Origin of the sequence: Companilactobacillus halodurans (assembly GCF_009600995.1) — a bacterium.
Classification (GTDB): domain Bacteria; phylum Bacillota; class Bacilli; order Lactobacillales; family Lactobacillaceae; genus Companilactobacillus; species Companilactobacillus halodurans.
Genome location: NZ_VDFO01000028.1, coordinates 21,328 through 40,898, shown reverse-complemented (window position 1 = coordinate 40,898; position 19,571 = coordinate 21,328). Strand labels below are relative to the sequence as shown.

At 36.9% G+C, this 19,571-nt stretch carries 16 protein-coding genes; 3 read left to right on the top strand and 13 right to left on the bottom strand.

Annotation, left to right across the window (positions count from 1 at the left end; all coding sequences use genetic code 11):
• Window positions 1–131 precede the first annotated feature (131 nt).
• The 5 genes from FHL05_RS08220 to FHL05_RS08200 all read right to left on the bottom strand — a co-directional run bounded on the left by FHL05_RS08220 (window position 132) and on the right by FHL05_RS08200 (window position 6,237).
• Window positions 132–1,319 (bottom strand): NAD(P)/FAD-dependent oxidoreductase, encoded by a 1,188-nt coding sequence (locus tag FHL05_RS08220; protein WP_153386272.1) that lies wholly within the window; start codon window positions 1,317–1,319, stop codon window positions 132–134.
• An 83-nt stretch (window positions 1,320–1,402) separates the two neighbouring features.
• Window positions 1,403–2,551, bottom strand: a complete 1,149-nt coding sequence (locus tag FHL05_RS08215) for a cation:proton antiporter (RefSeq protein ID WP_153386270.1) — start codon at window positions 2,549–2,551, stop codon at window positions 1,403–1,405.
• A 9-nt stretch (window positions 2,552–2,560) separates the two neighbouring features.
• Entirely contained in the window at window positions 2,561–3,148 is a 588-nt protein-coding gene (locus tag FHL05_RS08210) for a TetR/AcrR family transcriptional regulator (RefSeq protein WP_153522444.1), read from the bottom strand.
• A gap of 166 nt (window positions 3,149–3,314) precedes the next feature.
• Window positions 3,315–4,247 carry a glycosyltransferase family 2 protein gene (locus FHL05_RS08205; RefSeq protein ID WP_153386266.1) on the bottom strand — a complete coding sequence of 311 codons (933 nt, stop codon included), beginning with the start codon at window positions 4,245–4,247 and terminating at the stop codon, window positions 3,315–3,317.
• A 70-nt stretch (window positions 4,248–4,317) separates the two neighbouring features.
• On the bottom strand, window positions 4,318–6,237 hold the full coding sequence (locus FHL05_RS08200) for a hypothetical protein (RefSeq protein ID WP_153386264.1): 1,920 nt from the start codon (window positions 6,235–6,237) through the stop codon (window positions 4,318–4,320).
• Between the two features lie 124 nt (window positions 6,238–6,361).
• Between FHL05_RS08200 and FHL05_RS08195 the strand changes: the two genes are divergently transcribed.
• Complete coding sequence (locus FHL05_RS08195; protein WP_153386262.1) at window positions 6,362–7,573, top strand: acetate/propionate family kinase; 1,212 nt, start codon at window positions 6,362–6,364, stop codon at window positions 7,571–7,573.
• Here the strand turns inward: FHL05_RS08195 and FHL05_RS08190 are convergent.
• Window positions 7,563–8,477 (bottom strand): 1,4-dihydroxy-2-naphthoate polyprenyltransferase, encoded by a 915-nt coding sequence (locus FHL05_RS08190; protein WP_162000256.1) that lies wholly within the window; start codon window positions 8,475–8,477, stop codon window positions 7,563–7,565. The two genes, FHL05_RS08195 and FHL05_RS08190, sit on opposite strands and share 11 nt — an antisense overlap.
• An 85-nt stretch (window positions 8,478–8,562) precedes the next feature.
• Here FHL05_RS08190 and FHL05_RS08185 point away from each other — a divergent pair, with 85 nt between their 5' ends.
• Window positions 8,563–9,534, top strand: a complete 972-nt coding sequence (locus FHL05_RS08185) for a polyprenyl synthetase family protein (protein ID WP_153386258.1) — start codon at window positions 8,563–8,565, stop codon at window positions 9,532–9,534.
• A 158-nt stretch (window positions 9,535–9,692) separates the two neighbouring features.
• On the opposite strand, the gene cydC is transcribed toward FHL05_RS08185, so the two are convergent.
• The 6 genes from cydC to thiD all read right to left on the bottom strand — a co-directional run bounded on the left by cydC (window position 9,693) and on the right by thiD (window position 17,900).
• Window positions 9,693–11,432 carry a thiol reductant ABC exporter subunit CydC gene (cydC, locus tag FHL05_RS08180; protein ID WP_153522442.1) on the bottom strand — a complete coding sequence of 580 codons (1,740 nt, stop codon included), beginning with the start codon at window positions 11,430–11,432 and terminating at the stop codon, window positions 9,693–9,695.
• Window positions 11,429–13,162, bottom strand: a complete 1,734-nt coding sequence (cydD, locus tag FHL05_RS08175) for a thiol reductant ABC exporter subunit CydD (protein ID WP_153386253.1) — start codon at window positions 13,160–13,162, stop codon at window positions 11,429–11,431. Before cydD ends, cydC begins: the two co-directional genes overlap by 4 nt.
• The gene (gene cydB, locus FHL05_RS08170) at window positions 13,162–14,175 is read right to left on the bottom strand and encodes a cytochrome d ubiquinol oxidase subunit II (RefSeq protein WP_153386251.1); all 1,014 of its coding nucleotides are present in this window, start codon (window positions 14,173–14,175) and stop codon (window positions 13,162–13,164) included. Before cydB ends, cydD begins: the two co-directional genes overlap by 1 nt.
• Complete coding sequence (locus FHL05_RS08165; protein WP_153522440.1) at window positions 14,172–15,614, bottom strand: cytochrome ubiquinol oxidase subunit I; 1,443 nt, start codon at window positions 15,612–15,614, stop codon at window positions 14,172–14,174. Before FHL05_RS08165 ends, cydB begins: the two co-directional genes overlap by 4 nt.
• Window positions 15,615–15,927: 313 nt before the next feature.
• Window positions 15,928–17,061 (bottom strand): hypothetical protein, encoded by a 1,134-nt coding sequence (locus tag FHL05_RS08160; protein WP_153386247.1) that lies wholly within the window; start codon window positions 17,059–17,061, stop codon window positions 15,928–15,930.
• 29 nt (window positions 17,062–17,090) lie between these two features.
• Entirely contained in the window at window positions 17,091–17,900 is an 810-nt protein-coding gene (gene thiD, locus FHL05_RS08155; RefSeq protein WP_153522438.1) for a bifunctional hydroxymethylpyrimidine kinase/phosphomethylpyrimidine kinase, read from the bottom strand.
• A 134-nt stretch (window positions 17,901–18,034) separates the two neighbouring features.
• Between thiD and FHL05_RS08150 the strand changes: the two genes are divergently transcribed.
• Window positions 18,035–18,793, top strand: a complete 759-nt coding sequence (locus tag FHL05_RS08150) for a MerR family transcriptional regulator (RefSeq protein ID WP_153386244.1) — start codon at window positions 18,035–18,037, stop codon at window positions 18,791–18,793.
• Window positions 18,794–18,841: 48 nt separating this feature from the next.
• Here FHL05_RS08150 and FHL05_RS08145 read toward each other — a convergent pair whose 3' ends face one another.
• Window positions 18,842–19,549 carry a DUF975 family protein gene (locus FHL05_RS08145; RefSeq protein ID WP_153386242.1) on the bottom strand — a complete coding sequence of 236 codons (708 nt, stop codon included), beginning with the start codon at window positions 19,547–19,549 and terminating at the stop codon, window positions 18,842–18,844.
• Window positions 19,550–19,571: the final 22 nt, after the last annotated feature.

Below are 19,571 nucleotides of genomic sequence, written 5' to 3'. Positions count from 1 at the left end.
TAAGCGTATCAATCTTCAAATTTTTTGGCTCCGAGCAAGCTCGTCAGCCAAATAAAAAACAGCTAGACCAATTATGATCTAACTGCTTATGTAAACTGCCATCAACTTAATTTGACGAACAGCCAAAAGATTTAGATAGTACCTTTCTTAACAGCTGTCTTGATACCAGCAATTTCCATAATTCCACGATCAGCTGACAAGTGCTTGAGTAGTGAAGCAAATGGACCTTTGAATTTAAGGCTCTTATCAGTGATTTCAGCGATACCGTGATTTTGACCTAATGAGGCAACGGTACCCATTGAGTGGTAAGTATATGGTTTCAAATCTTGGCCATTTAAGGCAGCAGCGATATTAAAGGCTGCACCAGCACCTTCAGAAGTTGCTAGTTGACCAGTTGTTGGATATGGACGTTCTTCACCCTTAGGGATGATAGCTGAGTCATCACCAATGAAGTAAGCTTCAGGGTGATCTTCGAGGTTAAGGAACTCAGTTGTCATAACTCTATTTCTCTTAGCGTCCATGCCAGAATCTTTGATAACATCAGAGCCACTGACACCAACAGTCCAGATAATAGTACTTCCGGCAACGCTCTTTTGAGTGTCTCCATCCATATAAATGACAGCTTGTTTTTCAATCTTTGTAATCTTCGCACCTGTAATCAATTTAATGCCATTTCTATCTAAGTAGTCAACGGCATAAGTTGCCAAGTTTTCATCAAACATTGGTAGAATTCTAGTTGCCATTTCAAGGCAAGTAACTTTAATTTCGGGAACTTCATATTTTGCTTTAAGAATCTTAACGGTATCGACTAATTCACCTAAAACTTCAACGCCAGTAAAGCCTGCACCACAAACGATGATGTTCAAGTCTGCTGGGTCTTGTGATTTCTTGTAATTAGCAATATTCTCGTTTATCTTTTTATAAATATTTTGGGCTGTTTCAAGGTCTTGGAGGATCAAAGCATTCTCACTAGCGCCCTCAAGTCCAAAGTCTTCAGAACGGAAGCCCAAAGCGACAACGATATAATCATAAATGATTGAATCGTGATCAGAAAATTCCACAGTCTTATTATCTAAATCAAGTTTAGAAACAGTTGCCTTGATGAAATTAACATTTGAAGGTAGAACTGAACGAACGTCGAAACTTACTGCATCAGCACGATTTGTTCCCGCAGCAATCGTGTGTAGGGCTGTCTTTTCGACATGTTTTTCGTTTTTATCAACTAAATCAATTTGTGTTCCCGCTGGGGTACTCTTAGCTAAATCACGTGCAGCTCTAAGACCACCATAGCCAGCGCCTAGTATTAAAATATGTGCCATAATCAACCTTCTCCTTTTTGTTTCGAAATTAGATGTTTACGCTAACATTATATATCGTAAAAAGGTTTAGTGGAAACTATTAGCTATAAAGGATTCTTACTAATTGAATGTTTGAGGAAGAATGGGGCAATAATCGTGATTAAAATGATACTGATAATAACTGTTGAATAGTATTCATCTGAAAGTAAATGAGCACCATAACCAACTTGGGCCACGATCAAGGCCATTTCACCACGAGAAATCATCCCTGAACCGATGACGTAAGAATCTTTGATACCAAATCCAGATATTCGAGCTCCGAATCCAGCACCAATCAATTTACCAATTACACCTGTAACGGTGAAGAGCACGATTAACCAGAAATCACGAATGAAAGTATCGAATTCAAGGTTTAAACCAATACTGATAAAGAAGATGGGAATAAAGATTGCGTACCCGATAGTTTCGATATTTTGGTTGATACGCGGATTATAATCTTTAGCGTTAGAAACGGCAATACCTGCCACAAAAGCTCCTAAAACGGAATCTAATTGGACTGCATCGGCAATGTAAGCCATGATAAAACAAATTACTAGGGCAAAAATCGTTTGCGCATGAGTTGCTTGAATATATTCGGATAATTTCATTAATTGAGGGATGACCCATTTGAAGAAGACCACAACTAAGATAACGAAGAAAATCCACATTGCTACTAAAACAAGGATTTTCTTAATGGAAAAGTTTCCTGTCAAAGTTCCTGACATAATACTCAAAATAGAAATAGCTAAAATATCGTCAGCAACAGCTGCCCCTAAAATGACGGTCCCGGAAGTACTTGAGAGGTAATTGAGACTCTTCAAGACTTCAACTGAAATTGAAACTGATGTTGCCGCAAAGACAACGGACATAAAAATGCTTTCTTTTAAATTGATTCCAAAAATCAAAGCTGTCCCTAAGGTTAGGGCAACTGGTAAGATAACGCCAAAGATAGCGACATTAATACTTGGTAGTAGGTGAGTTCTCAGCAATTTTAAGTCGCTTTCAAGCCCAGCTAAAAACATCAACAAAATAACCCCAATGTCAGCGAATAATTGGACTTCGTGTGATGGATTGACAATGTGTAACACGCCCTTACCCAAAACGACCCCGAGTAAAAGTTGTCCTACAACAGCAGGGACTTTCAGTCGATTAAAAATGTGGCTGACAAATAGCGTTAAGAAAAGCATTAATGCCAGAAGCGTTATGAAATTCATATAATTCTCCTATTCTTTTTCAACGCCATTGATGAAAATATTGATAACTGTTTTGAGGTTAGCAATATTGCGCTTCCTTTTGGCATCGTTATATTCAATGTAAGGGAGTAACATTGTTAAAAAAGTTCCGACTTGCACCGGTATGGCCAAGTCTGATCTTAATTCGCTTTTATGGGATTGGAAGATATTGAACAGGACCTTGTAATATCCTCCATCCCAATTCTTGCTGATATCTTTTTTCTCATCATCAGTAAAGAAATTCTCAATATCGTTTCTCATAATTAAATAATTGATTTTGAAATTACCAATCATATATTGCGATATCACTAATAATAGTTCTTCAAAGGGCAGGTTTTTATTTTGCTCATACTCATTCAACAAGTTTTTGCTAAAACCGCTGACAGCGTACTCGATAGCCTTAATATAAAGAACTTTCTTATTCTTGTAATAATGGTACATGTTAGGCTGCGTAATGTTTAATTCTTGAGCAATTTTTCTTGTGGAAGTAGCTTGGTAGCCTTGTGAAAGAAACATTTGAGCTGCAACTTTAAGAATTGCGTTCTTTGTATTTTCAGCTTGTTGATCACGTACGTTCATTGTTTAATCCATCCCTTGGTCTATTCGTATACATTATATCTTAATGCAAATCGCTTATCATGTGATAATGCTCATCTAAAAATCAATTAAAAATAAAAAAAACAGAGTTTATTCGCAATTTCAGTTAGAAAGATATCTAATCAATAAGTTGCGATGAACTCTGTTGTTATTTTTTATCTTTAACGATATAAATAGGGCGCTTTTTAACTTCTAGGAAAATTTTTCCAATGTATTCACCTAAAATACCAATACTCAATAGTTGAATCCCACCAATCAAAAGGATGATTGAAACGATAGAAGCCCAACCGTTGACGCTGCTCAATGGATTGATTATTTTTCTAATAATGATACCAATGATAGCGATAATTGAAGTAATCGAGAAGAAAGTTCCCATCCAAGTAGCAAACATCAATGGACCCTCAGAAAAATCAACGATACCAGTAATAGCATATTTGAATAATTTCCAAAAGTTCCATGAAGTCGTACCAGCAGAACGTTCACGGTTCTTATAAGGCAAGTACTTAGTTTTAAAGCCGACCCAACTGAAAATCCCCTTTGAGAAACGATTGTATTCAGTCATTGACTTGATAGCCTCGACCATTTGACGAGTCATCAGGCGATAGTCTCTAGCACCAGGAATAATTTTTGTCTGCGACATTTTATTGATTAATTTGTAAAACCCTTCTGAGAAGAAGGAAATGATTTTGTTTTCACCTTCACGATCCATTCGAGCAGTTCCAACACAGTCATATTCCCCATCTTCAAGGATATCAAACATTTGTGGAAGCATTTCTGGTGGATCTTGGAGGTCAACATCCATAACGGCGGTATAGTCGCCAGTTACTTCGTTTAAACCAGCGTATAAAGCTGATTCTTTACCGAAATTACGTGAGAACGAAATGAAGTGCACTTCATCACTGTGTTCTTTTTGTAACTCCTTTAAGATGGAATAAGTTTTATCCTTTGATCCATCATCAACGAACCAATATTCGAACTTGAATTTGTTGGTTTTCTCTTTGAGTTTAGTCATAGCGTCATAATAAATATTAATAGTTTCTTCTTCGTTGAAACAGGGAACGATAATAGATATAGTCTTCATAGTTTTCTTCACTTTCGTAAACTTTCACAGTAGTCAGAAAAAAACACTCGAGCGAGTGTCCAAAATTAGTTTAAATTTTTAATGATTCTGGAAGAGATAACATTCCATTGCTGGATGTATTAATTACACTAACACTGATATCACGGTTTGTCTTGTTCTCAATGGCGTGCAAATCATCGTCAGTTTGAACGAAGATATCTTTAATATCGTCCTTTTTATCAAGCAGTGCAATAACATTATCGATGTTTTTAACGACATCTTGCAAAAGACGAATAGTATTGTCAGTCGAAATACTATTCACGCTTAAGATTAACTGGAATAGTAAGTCGGAGTTATTGCCAACAAAGACTGAATTTTCGGTATTTGGTGAAATGCTCTTTAACCACCAAGTTATAAGTTCAGATTTCTCATTGAAGTCGTGCTCCAAAAGTCCATTCTTGTCGAACAATTGATAACTAACAGCCTTGTTCTTTTCAAAAATAACCGTCAAGACAATGGAACTGTCAGTTCTATAAAAGTTTTGTTCAGAAAGTTCTTTCTTCTTGTTGAAGTTTTGAGTTGATGACAATTGACCTTCTGAATTGTAAATATTAGTTTTGACGATTTGGTCGTTCTTGTAATAGTTGATACGATCGATTTTTTTGTCGAAATATTCGACTGTCATCAAAAGCGTTTGTTTTTGATCGTAAATGAAAGTATCTTGTGATTCGACGTCAGTTCTTGTGACCCAGCCAGGATTTTCTGGAATGGCAACTTTTTTGTCAGTTGGATTGGAGCTTGCTTGAAGTTGGTCGAACAAGTTGATGACATTAGGAATTGGCAATTGGGATGCTTTAGTTTTTTCATCAATGATTTCATGAACGTGATTGCTATAAAAAGTCGAGACAACGGTTACAGGCTTTTGCAATTTTGTTTCTAAGTAATTGATTATGCCGAACATATCGTTTTTAGCGGTATCGGAATCAAACTCATCAGTCGTTACGTAATATTCTTTGTCCTTATCGAGATAGACATCGCGAACTAAGTATGCAGAATGGAAGACTTCTTTGATGTAGTTGGTGATGTAGTCGATATTGTCGTTGACTTCTTTTAATTCGCCATCGATTTTAGAATGTTCTTCGCCGAGACTCTTGATGTGTCTCTCTAAACCAGCAATTGCCTCAATGCGGTAATTGTGGTCGCTCTTCATTTTGTCGTCGATTTCTTTAGCTTTTTGTTTAAAATTATTAATTTGTTTATTTACGTCACTAATATTAGTATTAAGTTCGTCAGCGTTTCCATTTAACTTAGTAATTTCTTCTTGGATGTCGTTGATTTGGCTCTTGAGGTTCTTTCTTTGATCATAAAGAGTATTGATGGAATTCTTTTGTTCTTCCATTAGAGCAAGCATCTTTTGAAGATCCTTTTCTTCCTTGATGGAAGTGGACATGTCAGTTTCTGATTTTTCATTCTTGGCAAGGTCGTTTTGAAGAGATTCTAACTTAGATCTCTTATCGTCAATCTGTGAAGTTAATTCATCTAAATCAGTTTGTAAATCATGGAGCTTATCTTCTTGTTCTTTACGGTCGGCATTAACGCTTGCTAAGTGTTCTTTAGCGGCATCGTCGTTTTGAGCTTTAGTGTCGGCTAGTTTTTCATTAGATTCTTTTTCATCGCGCTTGAGAGTTTTAAGGTAATTATCGAGAGTTTCTTTTTTAGATTCGAATTCATCTTTTTCAGTGAAAAGATTAGTTTTTAAGTCATTTCTAAGTTGTGCGTATTGGTGCGATAAGTCATTCATCTGTCCTTCAATGTTTAAACGTTTGTCATGAACGGACATTGGTAGATTTTCCTTTTTATCAGCATCTGAAGTAGCAACTTCAGTGTCATTTTCGGGCGCTTTGTTATCGTTTTGCTTAGGATTTTCATCCTCTTTAGGAGACTCTTGAGCGGGTGTTGATGAATGCTCAGGTTTCTCATCAATTTTGCGTAACATATCTAAAAATTTCACGAATGAATTCCCCCATAAAAAGACTTATAATAGTTACTAAAGAGTAGCATTTTTTCAAACCAGTGTAAAGTTGGTATGAAGCTATTTGAAGAGAATACCTAGACCAAAAAAGGAGAGTTTTTGTATGAAGATTATGGCTATAAATGCAGGTAGTTCAACCTTAAAGTGGAAACTTTTTGAAATGCCTGAAAAAACAACAATTGCTTCTGGAATGATCGATCGATTGGGTAGTCCTAAAGCAGTCTTTAAGTTGAAGTATAATGGCAAGAAGATTGAAGAGGAAAAAGCTGTCGAATCAAATGAGATCGCCGTTTTGTCAATTTTGGATGCCTTAAAAGACATGAATATCATCCAGAGGTTCGAAGATATTGTGGCATTCGGTCATCGTGTCGTTGCCGGTGGCGAAGAGTTCAAAAAATCTGAAATCGTGACAGAAGAAAACTTGAAAAAAATTGAAGCGCTGTCAGAATATGCACCACTGCACAACAAGGTCCAAGCATATTACATCAACGTCTTCAGAAAATTGGTACCTAGGGCTATTCAAGTGGCGGTTTTTGACACATCGTTTTTTGTCAATATGCCAAAAGTAAATTATTTATACAGCGTTGACTTGGAAGACTACAAGAAGTATCACGTTCGCCGTTATGGCGCTCATGGAACCAGTCACCGTTACATCGCCCAACGTCTAGACAGCATTATCGATGGCGGCATCAAAGATAAAAATGTGATTGTTTTGCACTTAGGTAGTGGAGCTTCAATCAGCGCCATCAAAAATGGTAAAGCATATGATATTTCAATGGGATTCACGCCTTTAGCAGGAATTATGATGAGTTCAAGAAGTGGTGACATCGACTTCTCGATTTTGCCATATCTGATGAAGAAATTGGGAATTACAGATATCAATGAAATGATCGATATCTTGAATCATAAATCAGGTTTGTTAGGAATATCTGGAATCTCGCCAGATATGCGTGACATCGAAGCTAACGAGGATACTAATCAACGCGCTAAGTTAGCTTTAGAGATGTATCGTAACCGCATCATTAAATTCGTTGGTTCTTATATCGCTGAAATGGGTGGCGTCGATGCCATTGCCTTTACAGCTGGTGTTGGCGAAAACTCTGCCGAAGTCAGAGAAGATGTTTTAAGCGGCTTTGAATTCATGGGACTAAAAATAGACCATGAAAAGAACAAGCTTCATGGCCAAGAAACAAAAATTACGACTGATGATTCAACGATTGCTGCTTATACGATTCCAACTAATGAAGAATTAATGATTGCTCAAGATACGTATGGATTTGCTAAATTCCTCGATCTTGATGAAGTTAAAAATTAAATATAACGCCTAAGAAAAAGGTCAATGTTTGTGTCAAAGTAATCAGTAAAAGATTTTTGATAATCAAAGGGAAAGTTTTCTTTTTGATAGGATTCTTACTGAAAGCTTTGGCATTTTTGTAAACTATCGGCGTAATCAAAATAGTCAATAACATTAGTTTTGGCAATAATCCTAAGATTACTGAGCAAATTAAAGCCAAGTATCCTAGAGCATACAATGATTTCAAAATAAAAATACAATTAGCTTTGCCTAAGTAATAAACTAGAGTCTTTCTTCCCAAATTGAGATCTTCTTCTTGGTCAGCAATATTGTTGGCTAACAAAAGATTAGAGATTGAAAAGACGGTCAAAAGCGATGACAACAAAGCATCGCCATAGAACTTAGCATTCAAAACGACTACCGGATTATTGACGACATTGATATAAATTGCGATTAAATAAATTACGTAACCCATAGTAAAACCAGAGAAGAATTCACCAAAAGGTCCACGATTGATGGGCCAAGGTCCACCAGCATAACAAAAACCAACGAGAAATGAGAACAATCCTAAGCCTAATAAAACTAAACCAGTCCTCGAGACGATCCAAAGACCGATGACAGCCGCTATCACGCTAAAAGATAAGTCTAAGAATCCAATCAAATGAATATTTAAATGATTGACGCCGATGACATTAGTTTTTCGTCTGAAGCTGTCATTTCCGGTGGCGTTTTTATAGTCCCAGTAGTTGTCGTTAATATCGACAGCCATGTTGAATAAGAACATGGCAACAAAGAAGAGGGTCAAATCAAGAGCGTTAATGGAGTGCCAGTGATAATATGAGTACAACGTTCCCATCAAAAAAGGGAAGACACTGGCAGTTTTTGCCTTGATTTCAACGAGCTCAAAAAAAACAGAAGGTTTCACAAAAATCAGTCCTTTGGATTTGATAGGTTATATTATAGAATTAATTTGCACGACAACAAAGTGATACAGGGGTAAGAAATATTTTATGGTGAACTCAATTTGGAAAAGTTATCCTCAACTTGAGGAGAGATTGAATCAAACGACCGATTATATTCATAAAATGGTCAAAATCAACAATCTCGATATTAGTTCAATGATTATAGATTTAACTTCAGGTGGGAAGATGTTGCGCCCAGCATTCTTTCTATTGTTCAGCGATTTTGGCAAAGAAAAGCGCTCAAATGAAGATTTGATACCATTAGCAGCTTCTTTAGAAATCCTACACGTGGCAACTTTGATCCACGATGATGTGATTGATGATTCACCAATGCGTAGGTCGCATCCAACGATTCATACGAAATATGGACGTAGAAATGCAATCTACGCGGGCGATTATTTATTTACGTTGTATTTTGAATTGATTTCCAAACACTTAAAAAAGAATACCGATATTTTGGAAAATGCTTTGAGCATGAAAAAAATCTTATTAGGTGAATTGGATCAAATGTTGATTAACTACAACGTTAAATCGACCACAGCAATGTATTTAAAAGAAATTTCGGGGAAGACGGCTGAATTATTTGGCCTTAGTGCTGCCATGGGGGCAGTAGTCAGTGAAGGCGATGAGCAACTAGTTCAGCGTTGTAAAAATATCGGTCACAATATCGGTATGGCCTTTCAAATAATCGATGATATTCTTGATTTTGGCAACTCGAATCAGACCGGCAAACCAGTTCACGAAGATTTAAAAAACGGCGTTTATTCATTGCCATATATTTTAGGCCTTGAAGCTGGCGATAAAGAATTGATCAACTTGCTTTCAAAGGTCGATTTAACAGTTGAAGATGGCAATCGCGCCATGAAAATCGTAGTTGACAATGGTTATTTGGAACAAGCAAAGCAGGTCGCTCAAAAATACAGTCAAGAAGCAATTGATGAAATTAATAAATTGCCCGTATGTAAAAGCCAAAAAGCTTTAAAAAATGTCGTTAAAAGATTATTGAATCGAATCAAATAAAAAAAGAGTGGATCGTAACGCGGTCAGCTTTTGAACGTTAATTAAAATAGCTCCTGGTAATTGTACTCTGACTACCAGGGGCTATTTGTTTTAAGCATGAAAAGTTATGTTATGTTCCAAACTCTTTTTTTGTATGTTCTCATATAACGTTATAACGCCTATAAGCCTTGATCCATTTTGTAAAGCTCTTTGAAGTGAGCGTTAGTTTGATAGAGTTCTTTAGGATTGCCTTGCATTTCAATTTGGTCGCTATTCATAAAGATAATGTGGTCGACATGATTGACGCCTTGTAAATGGTGAGTAATCCAGATGATAGTTTTGTCTTGTAAAACATCAAAAATCGTTGCTAATAGATTATTTTCCGTGATTGGATCTAAGCCAACTGTAGGTTCATCTAACAAAACGACTGGTGCATCTTGCAACAGGATTCTTGCTAGGGCAATTCTTTCTTGTTCGCCACCAGAAAATCTTGAGCCGTTTTCGCCGACGATGGTGTTGTATTTATCGGGCAGCGATTCAATCAAATCTTTTAAACCAACACGTTCAATCGCTTTTTTAACTTCTGAATCAGTTCTCTTCTCATTTCCTAAACGAACGTTATTCAATAAAGTCGTATTGAATAAGAATGGTTGTTGATTCAATACTGAGAAGATTTTTTCACGATTGTCTTGAATCTGAGCAACGTCTAGATCATTGACCTTAACTTGTCCTTTTTGTGGTGAAAGGTCGCCTAGAATCAATTGTAAGATGGTCGTTTTACCGATACCGCTTGGCCCTAGTAAAGCTAATTTTTCACCTTTAGTAACTTTTTGAGAGAAGTCTTTGATTAAAACTGGCGAATCGACATCGTATTCAAAACTAACGTGCTTCAATTCGAGACTCTCAAAATCGTCTGGCTTTAAATCGACTTGAGTTGGCAAGTTGCTTTTAACTGGTTTAAGCGTATTTAAACGGATGATAGAGTCCTTATAAAGTGGCCACTCCTCGAATCCTTGACTGACAGGGATAATTGTATCGGATAGTGGGAAAATCGCTAAGACGACCGCTGAGACGAAATTAGCTTGTTCCTGATTATTGGTCATCGTAAAGTTAGTAAAAATCAAAAAGCAAACGACGATAGCTACAAAGACTAGTTGCAGACCAAAGTCACGATTGCGACGAAAAGCCTTCGATTTTGCTTTAGATTGATCAAGGTTCTTAACATTTTGTGTAGTTAAGTTTTGGAAATCAGTTTTACGTCCGGAAACAATCCAGTCGTCAGCGCCTAAAATATTGTCAGTCAATTGAACATAGAGGTCGCTTTTGACTTCTTTTTGATAAGCACGACGGGCACTTTCAATTGAGACTGAAACTAGTGGCACGATAAAGACTTCGATAAATAGCAGTAAAAAGACGAAAAAGCCAAACGATGGATTAAAAGTACCTAGGGCGATTGCAGCAATGATACTCAATAAGTATGAGATAACGCTTGGAAAAATCGTCCGTAAATAAAGATTTTGCAAGTGGCTGATATCTTCTGAAAGCAATCCCATGATATCGCCAGTTTTGTGATGTTCATTAAAAAATGAAGCGTCGCTTTCGAGCGTTTTGTAAAGTCTGGTTCTCAAATCTGAAGTAACGCGCAAAACCCAATTGTGGCTTTTAAGACGTTCGATATATTTGAAAACTGGACGTCCAATACCAAAAGCTCTGGTTAAAAGGATTGGCACGTAAATCAATAAAATATTGACCGGATGAGTGGCCGCTTTATCAATTGTGTAGCCAGAAGTAAACATTAAAGCAGCGGCACAAAATGATGTCATTAATCCTAAAAATAGGGCGGTGAGCAAGAGTCCCTTGTATCGTTTGATATAAGGCTTGACCCAAGTGTCATGCTTGAAAGTCTTGAAGAAATTCATAGTCTGTCACCTCGCATATTCTTGATTAATTTAGTAAAGGCACCGTTATGTTTGCTTAAATCGCTTGGCGTACCTTGTTCAACGATTTGACCATTGTCCATGACGACAACGTAATCCATTTCCTTGATCCAGTGCAGTCGATGCGTCGCAAAAATAACTAAATGATTTTTAAAGAGTTTTTTCATTGGTTTCTTTAAAGCGTATTCGGTTTCGATGTCCAAGTGAGCGGTAGGTTCATCAAAAATCAAAACGTGACGGTCGTCAGCCAAAAAAGCACGAGCTAACATGATTCTTTGTTGCTGACCACCAGAAATGCCACGTCCGCCTTCACCGATAAGAGTTTGATATCCGTTAGCCAAAGTGTCGATAAAAGCTGTTAAGCCAGCTTCATTGGCTGCTTTCTTGATTTCGTCAAGACTGGCTTTAGGACGATAAAAAGCGATATTGTCAGCCAGTGTGCCTGAGAATAAATAAGGCGATTGTGGCAAGAAGGTCAATTTCTTTTGCCAGTTAGCTTGTTTGAAATTGTCGAGTTCTTGATTATTCAAATTGATTTTAGCTTTATCAGGAACGATGAAACCACCGATAGTTCTGATCAAAGTTGTTTTTCCGGAACCTGATTTACCGATAACACCGATTCTTTGATAGCCGGAAAGGTTTAATTGGTCGATGTCTAAGCTGACTTCACTATCGCCAACGCCTGTGTAAGAGAATTTCAAATCCTTAATGTCGATTTGCGAATTCTCATCCCAGGTAAAATCAGATAATTGCTCCGTTTTAGATTTACTAGGACGTTCTAATATTTCAAAAATAGCGTTTAAAGCATTTTTACCATTCAAAGTGGCGTGATAATCACTTGAAAAATCTCGTAATGGCAAGAAATATTCAGGAGCCAATATCAAAGTAACTAGTGCTGGGAAAAGTGGGAAGCTATTGTTGATTAGTCCTAAGCCCAAGAATACGGCTAGAATGGCAATTCCTAAGGTTGTCAGCCAATCTAGAGCAAAGGTCGATAGAATAGCTATCCGCAACGTATTCATCGTTCTACGGCGATATTCGTCGCTGACGGTGTAAATATTTTTAGCATAGCGCTTACTTAGACCCAACATTTTTAACGTGGGCAGACCTCTTAAAGCATCTAAGAAGTGGTTGGATAAAATCGTATATTGTTTGTACTGGGCGTCCGCTTTTGCTTGTGCAGCGAGACCCAAAATTATCATGAAGAGAATTACTAAAGGAACAATAATGGTCAAGGTTATTCCTGAAGCAATATTTTGCGTATAAATATAAATCAATAGAACTGGTGGGATAATCGACATATTCATCAATTTGGTAAAAATCAGTTTGAAGTAGTTTTCGACTAAGTCGATTCCATCAAGAGAAGAGGTCACCAAATTACCAGTTCCTTCATCGGAAATCATTTCAGGACCAACTTGATAGACTTTGTCTAGAAGTTTTGATCTGATGTCCTCAGCGGTTTTACTAGCAAATTTTTCAACAATTTTAGTATTAATCAAATTGAAAAGGTGCCTCAAAATAAAGGCCAATGCAAACAAAGTCATCGGATAGATGATTGTTTGAAAAGCCTTTTGTTCCCACGAATTTACGAGTGCTTCTGCTAAATACTTACCTTGGAATAAAACAACAAATGCTTGCAGAAGGGTTAATCCTGCAAGCATTAATAGAAGTTTCTTTGTTCCTGGTAAGCGAAATAAACGCTTATCAATCATTAATATTTCACCGTATTTTCCCTTGGATTTATTCTCTTTGTAAATAGGGAGTAGGACCAGATGAAGTATATAGCAACAATTGGAACTAAGATACATGCCACGATGGTCATAATGACTAAGGTGTAATGTGAATTAGCAGCATTGCTAATCAATATACTGTGTGCTGGATTTGTCGCAATCATAACACGTGGGAATAGTCCGTTGAATAGTAGAACAATGACCATACTCAGTGATAATCCACTACCAGCAAAGCTCCAGCCTTCTCTATTCTTTAGGACTCCATAATAACCTAGAAGTGAGAACAAAACAATTAGGGCTGTGATAATTAGTGATGATGCAAATCTCTTGGTAAAGAAGTCAGTTTGCAAGAATACCAAGACCGCAAAGACTACTTCACCTAAGAAAAGAATCGGATATAAAATTTTATTTAATTTACGAGCGCGGTCACGCAATGGGCCTTCAACTCTTAATCTGATGAAGTTAAGGCCATGAACTAGTGACAACAAGACTCCGGCTACACCACCGACAATCGATAATAAGTTAACGACATCGAAGAATGCAGGGAAAGCATTGCCATTAGCGTCCATTGGGATGCCTTGAACCATGCTCAAAAGAATCATACAGAGGAAAAATGGTGGGATGAGACTGCCAAAGAAGAAAGTCCACATCCAAAGATTTTTACCAGTTTTTGTTTCGGCGTGCTTGTGGAATTCAAAGGAAACTCCACGAAGAATCAAGCCAACTAAAACAAGTAAGAAGAGGATGTAATATCCTGAAAATAGTGATGCGTACCACATTGGCAATGAAGCAAACATTGCACCACCGGCAGTTACCAACCAAGTTTCGTTACCGTCCCAGTGAGGGCCGATAGTGGACATGATTGCACTTCTTTCCATTTCGTCGTGAGCTAAGAACCTTGTTGCCATTCCGACACCAAAGTCAAACCCTTCGAGAAACAAGAAGATTGCAAAGAGCAGTCCAATTAAGATAAACCACAATGTACTTAGTGTCATCTTCCAAACGCCTCCTTAGCAAATGGATCGACGTTTTGTTTGTCATCTTCGCCCTCAAAGTAAGGACCATGATGAAGTGTTTGTCTGCAGTACCAAATCATAACGCCGCCTAAGAGTGTGAAGAGCAAGAAGTAAACAATATTACTGAATAATAGACTTGCCACAGTTGAAGTTGGTGAAACGGCTTGAGCAATTGTGAAGAGTCCATAAACGATCCATGGGTAACGACCGAATTCAGTGATGAACCAACCGGCTGAATTACCGATGAATGGAACCCAAAGACAAATTCCCAAGACCACTAGCATCCACTTGTGGCTTTCGATTGTGTCCTTTTTCTTTCTGGAGAAAATCAGACCAACGAATGATACCAACATAATCAAAGCGTCAATACCAGTCATGACTCTGAAACTCCAGAAGAGTGTTTTAGCTGGAACATAGTAGTTCATATCCTTGCCAAATTGCTTGTCGTATTTAGCATGCAATTCTTTATTGAGAGTATTCATACCTTTAACTGAGCCGCTGAGCTTGTGATAAGTAAGAAGACTCAAAACGCCAGGGATATCAACTTTATTCGTTGCTTTATGATCCTTGGCATCGATCAATTCGACGACCGTCCAAGGAGCAGGATCTTTAGTATCTTTATAGATACCTTCAGTTGCAGCAAATTTCATAGGTTGATCTTTGATCATTTGTTGTGTCTGGAAATCTCCGGCACCGGCTGAACAAATGGCAAAAATCAAACTTGCCCAGAGACCAAAGCGCAATGAAGTCTTGAAAAAGTGGTTCTCATCTTTCTTCTTGCGCAACAACCCCCAAGCACTCATACCGGCAATAACAACGGCTGCTGTCATGAAGGCAGCTAAGATAACGTGTGGGAAGACTCTCCATAGTTGTGGATTAGCTACCACGGCACCGAAATCAGTCAATTGAATCCGGCCAGTAGTGTTGTTAATCTTGAATCCGGTAGGGTGTTGCATGAAACTGTTAGCAGCCAAAATCCAAATGGCTGAAAGCATAGTACCAATTGAAGTCATCCAAATCATAAATGCGTGCCAACCAGGACTGAAACGATCCCAAGTAAACATCCAAATACCAATAAAGACAGACTCAATGAAGAATGCTAGTAGGGCTTCAATGGCTAATGGTGCTCCGAATACATCACCCATGAAACGTGAATATTCAGACCAATTCATCCCAAACTGGAATTCTTGAATAATACCAGTAACGATACCAACGGCAAAACTCAATAGGAAAATTTTTCCCCAAAATTTTGCCATATTTAAGTAAACTTTGTCTTTTTTAACGGCATAAATAGTTTCCATGATAGCAACTAGAAATCCCATTCCAATAGAGAAAGGAACAAAGAAGAAGTGGAAGACAGTTGTCATTGCAAATTGGAAACGCGCTAGTGAGACAACGCTTAAACCAATATCTAGCATGGTTAACGACCTCCTTGAAACAATATTTAAAACCCTTTTATATACACGTTTATCATATGATTAATTAACTCGACAAGCAATAGTTTTAACTTAAAAAATATCGCTTCCAATGCTGAAAAATCAACTTATAGACGATGTGTCTCTATAAAAAGATAAATCATATATATTATTTTTCCTATACTTCAAATATAATCCGAAAAGAAATTTTTGCTTATCAATATCGATAATTTATTTTTACAAAAAAAGCTGATACAAAAATAGACCTCAATCCGTGGGATAGAGGTCTATTAGTTTTGTATATTTGCAATAATTTTTATTGATTGTGACGACTGCTTCTCGTCCTAGTTTGACCAACATTTTCACCTGAATCTGGCTTTTGTGGCGTATTCAATCTTTGCGACTGATTAGGATTGCCAAGATTATTTGGCTGACTGTTACGAATTCCTTGGTTATTAGTCATATTGTTGAATTGATTGCCGTTATAACGGTTAGGAATTTGATTATTTTGTGGTCGCTGAAAGTTTCTTGGTCTTGGTTGGTTCATTTGATTCATTGGACGATTCGTCTGGTTTGGAAATTGAGCTTGATTGAAATTATTGCCCATTTGATTTTGATTAGGGCGATTATTATTCATTTGTGGTTGATTATAACGATTATTATAATTCCCGTTTTGGTTCATTTGGTTATTCATAGCATTTTGGGGATTTTGGTTCATTTGATTGTTGTTCATAGGGTTTTGATTCATTGAATTTTGACCCTGATTCATATTCATAGGATTATTATTTGCTTGATTCATCCGTTGATTAGGATTGAATTGCGGATTTTGAGGTTGGTTAAATTGGCCATTATTGCCATTGCCGCCTTGAGGGTATTGATTAGGATTTGGCTGATTATATCCGTAAGGTTGATTATTAAAATTAGGATTGTTATTGAAGTTGCCCTGATTAAAGTTATTTGGTTGATTGAACTGTTGTTGAGGCATTTGTGCTTGATTATAAAATTGACCGTTTGGAGCTTGAAATTGTTGGTTATTGAACTGTCCATTATTATTGTCTTGTTCTTCTTCATCCTCTTCAGGAGCGGGATGAATTATCAAATCAATAATAACGATGATCAAATCAATTGCACCAATGGCAATACCGACCCAAGCCCAGATTTTTAAGAATCCAGCGCCTGGCATGTTGGCATTGAAAAGACCCATTAGACCACCCAAAATCAAAATTACGAAGCCAACGATATCGGGAACGATACTATAAGTACGATTGGTCAAAATATAAATGGCAGCTGAAATGATATAGGTGATAGCCATCAAAATACCAGCAGCACCACCAATTGCTCCAGTTCCTACCAAAGCGGCGATAAATCCTTCAAAACCAGCTTTGATCATTAATACGATTGACAGTATAAGTAATAAAATGCCGGCAGAAATTTTTGTTATTCTTACCATAAATAAACCTCCAATTTTACCCGCAAATACTATTGTATATCATCCTTTATGAAATGGTTAATAGGACCGTACTTATGTCCGACAGCGATTTCATGCTTGATAGCATTATAGGTAAATGTTTTAGCAATCTTAATGGCGTCTTCCGTTGTGTGACCTTTGGCGATTTCAGCAACGATACATGATGAAAGCGTATCGCCGGTTCCGTTGATGTGGTCAGTTTTTACATAGGGTTCGGAGATCCAAAATGATTGTCCGTCTTCTAATAGAACGTAGTCTTCGACTTCACTGATTGAGTCGTCGCTATGTTCACCCTTTATCATAATATTTTTTGGACCTAAATTGCGTAATTTGTGTGCAGCCTTAATAATTTCTTCTTTATTTTCTAAATTAAGACCTGACAATTTCTTAGCTTCATAGAAGTTTGGCGTAATCAAATCGGCTAAGGGGAACAATTCGTCAATCAAAGTTTGATAGGCTTCAGCTTCTAGAAGCATAGCGCCATGTTTAGTGATGATAACTGGATCAAGGACAAATGTTCCAAAAGGCTTGTCCTTAATAGCATCGGCGACTGTATGAATTATTTCAGAATCTGAGAGCATACCAGTTTTGAAAGCTGATACTTTAAAGTCGTCTTTGATATCTTTAACTTGGCTCTTGATAAAACTAGCTGGCATATTGATGCTATCGTGAATACCAAAAGAGTTTCCGGCTACGGCAGCTGTTAAAACGGACATTCCATAGACTCCACGAGCCATGAATGTTTTCAAATCAGCTTGTGCGCCGGCACTTCCATCTGAATCGGAACCTGCAATAGTTAGTACTTGAATAAATTCGTTCAATTTAGTCACCCACCTAATAATTATTAACACCTATATTAACAGTCTTAATGAAAAAAGTGACTGTTTTTTGAGGAATTAACTTGACCTTGTCGTTGCGTCAACCTTTAAAATTCATTTTGTTAGGAGAGATATTTATGGATTATACAATTAAAAAATTGGCTCAATTAGCTGGCGTCAGTACGCGTACCTTACGTTATTATGACCAAATCGGACTCTTGAAACCTAGTAAGATAAATGACAGTAATTATAGAATTTATAATGAAAAAAACGTAAATAAATTACAACAGATTTTGTATTATCGGTCGCTAGATTTCCCGTTGATAAAAATCAAACAAATTATGAATGATCCTAATTTTTCGCAAGTGCAGGCTTTGAAAGAACAGCGTGAGCTCTTACTTAAAAAGCAACATGAAGTAAATTCTCTTCTAGCAAATATTGACCAGACTTTAAAAAATTACGATGGAGAAATAAAAATGACAGATTCAGAAAAGTTTGCGGCTTTTAAGCAAGAGAAAATCACCGATAATGAGACCAAATATGGGCATGAAATTCGTGATAAATATGGTGCTGAGATGATAAACGATTCTAATGAAAAATTTGATAGTTTAACTGAAAATGATTTTAATGAAATGAAAGAAACTGAAAACAATTTAATTTCTGACTTAGTAAAATTGAAAATAAAACCTGATTTAGATTCAGCATTGGCTAAACAAATTTATCAAGAGCATAAAAAATGGCTCAATTTTACTTGGACGAACTATACTAAAAAAGCTCATCGAGGGTTAGTCGACTTGTATAAAAACGATGAGAGGTTTAAAAATTATTATGATTCTAGAGCTGGGACAGACGTTGTCCAATTGTTGCACGATGTGGTCTATCATTATACGAAATAAATAAGTCTGGTAATCATTTACGATTACCAGACTTATTTATTCTGTAATTTAGTTAATGCTATTTTCGGATACTAAGTCATGATAGAAGTTAGCCATGGTTAGTTTGTAATAAGGATAAATCCAAATAAAACCAATTCCCAAGCTGATAAAGCCAAGAATCCACCAGCCAATAAAACTTAATTGCAAGACGAAATAACGCCATTTATTGCCATTCATCAATTGTCGACTTCTAGTAATGTAGTCAGTCAATGAATAATTAGAAGCTAATCCACGATCGTTTAAATCTTTATAAACGAAGTAAGTTTGCGAATAAGCGATACCTTTGATTATTCCCGGAATAACTAAGAGCAAAGTCCAAAGGAAAGTAAAAATGCCAATTAGAACATAAATGATAATCAACTGCCACCAAGCTGGACTACGGAAGTAAGTGAAGTTGCTTTGAATAGGACTAAAATCAAGCTCTGGATCTTCTATCCAATCTAATCCTCTAAATGTTGCTGAAAGAGTAATCAGCAAGAAAATTAAACTTAAGATAAAGGTGATGATTCCAGCTGACAAAGCTACACTAGCAAAATGTGTGATTTCAAAATTTGGGTTCCCATAATTCACATTTGTCCGTGAATTGGAACCTGAACCATTGGAGATGGCTAGTAGAACTAGTGGAATGATATATAGCAAGATAGCTTTAGACCAATTCCCATGTAGGAGTTGTTTGACTTCTGATTTTAATTGACTGCGTGTACGATATGTCTTCATGATTGAATCCCCTCTTTACATA

Coding starts and splice junctions, on each gene's coding strand:
- FHL05_RS08220 (WP_153386272.1), bottom strand. CDS start 1,319: ATGGCACATATTTTAATACTAGGCGCTGGCTATGGTGGTCTTAGAGCT.
- FHL05_RS08215 (WP_153386270.1), bottom strand. CDS start 2,551: ATGAATTTCATAACGCTTCTGGCATTAATGCTTTTCTTAACGCTATTT.
- FHL05_RS08210 (WP_153522444.1), bottom strand. CDS start 3,148: ATGAACGTACGTGATCAACAAGCTGAAAATACAAAGAACGCAATTCTT.
- FHL05_RS08205 (WP_153386266.1), bottom strand. CDS start 4,247: ATGAAGACTATATCTATTATCGTTCCCTGTTTCAACGAAGAAGAAACT.
- FHL05_RS08195 (WP_153386262.1), top strand. CDS start 6,362: ATGAAGATTATGGCTATAAATGCAGGTAGTTCAACCTTAAAGTGGAAA.
- FHL05_RS08185 (WP_153386258.1), top strand. CDS start 8,563: ATGGTGAACTCAATTTGGAAAAGTTATCCTCAACTTGAGGAGAGATTG.
- cydC (WP_153522442.1), bottom strand. CDS start 11,432: ATGAATTTCTTCAAGACTTTCAAGCATGACACTTGGGTCAAGCCTTAT.
- cydD (WP_153386253.1), bottom strand. CDS start 13,162: ATGATTGATAAGCGTTTATTTCGCTTACCAGGAACAAAGAAACTTCTA.
- cydB (WP_153386251.1), bottom strand. CDS start 14,175: ATGACACTAAGTACATTGTGGTTTATCTTAATTGGACTGCTCTTTGCA.
- FHL05_RS08165 (WP_153522440.1), bottom strand. CDS start 15,614: ATGCTAGATATTGGTTTAAGCGTTGTCTCACTAGCGCGTTTCCAATTT.
- FHL05_RS08160 (WP_153386247.1), bottom strand. CDS start 17,061: ATGGTAAGAATAACAAAAATTTCTGCCGGCATTTTATTACTTATACTG.
- FHL05_RS08150 (WP_153386244.1), top strand. CDS start 18,035: ATGGATTATACAATTAAAAAATTGGCTCAATTAGCTGGCGTCAGTACG.
- FHL05_RS08145 (WP_153386242.1), bottom strand. CDS start 19,549: ATGAAGACATATCGTACACGCAGTCAATTAAAATCAGAAGTCAAACAA.